The organism is Haemophilus parahaemolyticus (genome assembly GCF_018373095.1).
Taxonomy (GTDB): Bacteria; Pseudomonadota; Gammaproteobacteria; order Enterobacterales; family Pasteurellaceae; genus Haemophilus_A; species Haemophilus_A parahaemolyticus_A.
Genome location: NZ_JAHAHT010000153.1, coordinates 1 through 2,358, shown reverse-complemented (window position 1 = coordinate 2,358; position 2,358 = coordinate 1). Strand labels below are relative to the sequence as shown.

Annotated in this window: 1 protein-coding gene and 1 pseudogene; both read right to left on the bottom strand. The window is 43.3% G+C overall.

What is annotated here, in order from left to right; genetic code table 11:
* Positions 1-1,281: alpha-galactosidase (locus tag KH943_RS09895; protein WP_304110415.1), on the bottom strand; the 1,281-nt coding region annotated here is incomplete at its 3' end.
* A gap of 175 nt (positions 1,282-1,456) precedes the next feature.
* Positions 1,457-2,293: pseudogene (locus KH943_RS09890) on the bottom strand (oligosaccharide MFS transporter); the annotation flags it as partial.
* Positions 2,294-2,358 lie beyond the last annotated feature (65 nt).

Here is a 2,358-nt window from a genome sequence, read left to right as displayed (position 1 = left end):
ATCCATACGCTCAACAAGGTAATCAAACACTTCTGGGTTGCATAAATCGAGCACGAATTGATTACGTTCTGCAGGTTGATCGTAACCTTTCACTTCTAGCAACCAATCTGGGTGCTGTTGATAGAGTTTGGTTGGTTTGTTGATCATCTCAAGCTCTACCCAAATCCCGAACTGCATTCCCAAATCTTTCACTGCTTTCACCACTGGGTTTAAGCCATTCGGATATTTTTTCTCATCTAAATACCAGTCTCCAAGCCCGCCGAAATCGTCATCACGCCCGATAAACCAACCATCATCAATAATAAAACGCTCCACGCCCATTTCTGCTGCAGCTTCTGCCATCGCGATAATATGATCAGGTTTGTGATCGAAATAGACCCCTTCCCAAATATTTAAATGCACAGGACGAGTTTTACCTTGCGGGAAGCGCACAATTTGCTCTCGCACATAGCAGTGGAACTGTTGGCTCATACCGTTTAGCCCTTGGTTAGAAGCAGTGGTGTAAACCCAAGGTGTTGCTACTTCTTCACCCTGTTCAAGGCTGATTTCACCAGGAAAGTAAAGGGCTTCTAACTGTACCGTGCGTCTGCCGCGAATATCAATATCGGTACGAATGCGGTGGTTGCCACTCCATGCCAAATGGAAGCCCCACACATCACCTTTTTGTTCTTTGTAACCCTCTTCGCCCACAATTAACATTGGTGGATATTCGTGTGAAGTTCTGCCCACACGGTTTTCTTGAATAAAGCCTCCGTGTTTTAATCTTTGGCGGTTTGGCTGGAATTCACGCACCCAACGCCCGTAGAAAGTGCAAACTTCATCAGCAAATTCAGGTAACGGCAACGTTACTGCTAAGCGATCTACATTGTACTTTCCTGCTTTGAGATTTTTCAATTTGTTACGGGTTTTCAGTACGGAAGTTTGCTCGTCTAATTCAAATTCGCTGATAAATTCTAAACCTGAGATTTCATCGACTTGACGAATGATCAAGTGGTTATTTTCTTGCTCTACTTTGCAAAGTTTAAACACAGGCATTGAATCCAAGCCATTGCGATGTCCTTCCACAGATGAAGACTCAAAATAGCCGCGTCCGTTTTCAGATGCGAGTGACACAGGCACATCAATATCTAAGCCACCGTTGGTAACACCTGAATAAGCCAGCCAAGTATTGCTTGGCTCGAAGTGGGTAAGTTTCTCGCCCCAGTAAAGAATTTGTGGGTTCTGGCAAGCGTTAATAATTAAATCGTTTTGTTGGCTAGTTAAGCGGAGGATATTATTCATAATGCTTCCTTTTTATTTTTAAATTTGCTTTTGTTTCCTTCTCTCCGTTTACGGAGAGAGGGGAATGTAAGTAGTTAATTTTCCCTGATTTCTTGCAACTTCGTTGCAATCCTCCCCCCGAGCTATCGCTTTGCCCCTTCCGTAAACGTAGGAGCGAAAAAATTAGAGATGTTAACTACGCCCCTTTCACATTTCTTCTATGCAATTGGTAACGCTCTTGCATATTCATTTTGCTCGTTAAGGTAAAGATAGAAATAATGGTGAAAGCAAGGGCGATGCAACCTAAGATTAAGTAAGTTTCTTGGTAGCCGTAGCTGTCATACCAACGCCCGACTACAGAAGAGGCTAACATATTGCCCACTTGTTTGATGAATTGGCACGCCACCATATAAATTGTTGCTGAGAAATGCACTTCAAACACGTTGCCAATATATTTGAATAAGCCTACTAGGTAGAATGGCACTTCGAACATATGTAAGGTTTTAAGTACTACAACGTGCCACGCTTCTGTTGCGAATGACGAGCCGATAATGCGGATAGTCATAATAAAACCTGCGGTTAAGAGGGCATTTTTTGCACCGATACGGTTAATCATGAGTGGCACGAAGAACATAATTGATGCGTTCAAAAATTCGCCCATGGTGGTCACATAACCGAACATCTTGATGCCTTGCTCTTTGCTGTCGAAGAAAGTGTTAAAAAAGTTACCGAACTGTTGGTCGAAAATGTCGTAAGTACAAGCCACGCCCACCACATAAGCTAATAATGCCCAGAAACGAGGGAGTTTGAAGAGTTTGATTGCTTGATCAAGGCTCACTGGATTTTTATTCGCACCCAGTTGGCTCATTACAGAAGCAGTTGAATTTTGCTCAGGTTTGGCAAGGGCTACTAAAACAAGTAACACCACCGCACCCACTGAACCGAGCCAGAATACCGAATTAGGATTTTTGCTATACATTAATCCTGCGATAGAGGCACAAATCCCCCAGCCGATCATACCGAACATACGTGCATACTACCTCAAAAACCGTCCAGAAAAGAACCACGGCTAAAAACAGACAGATCCAGGTCTTTACA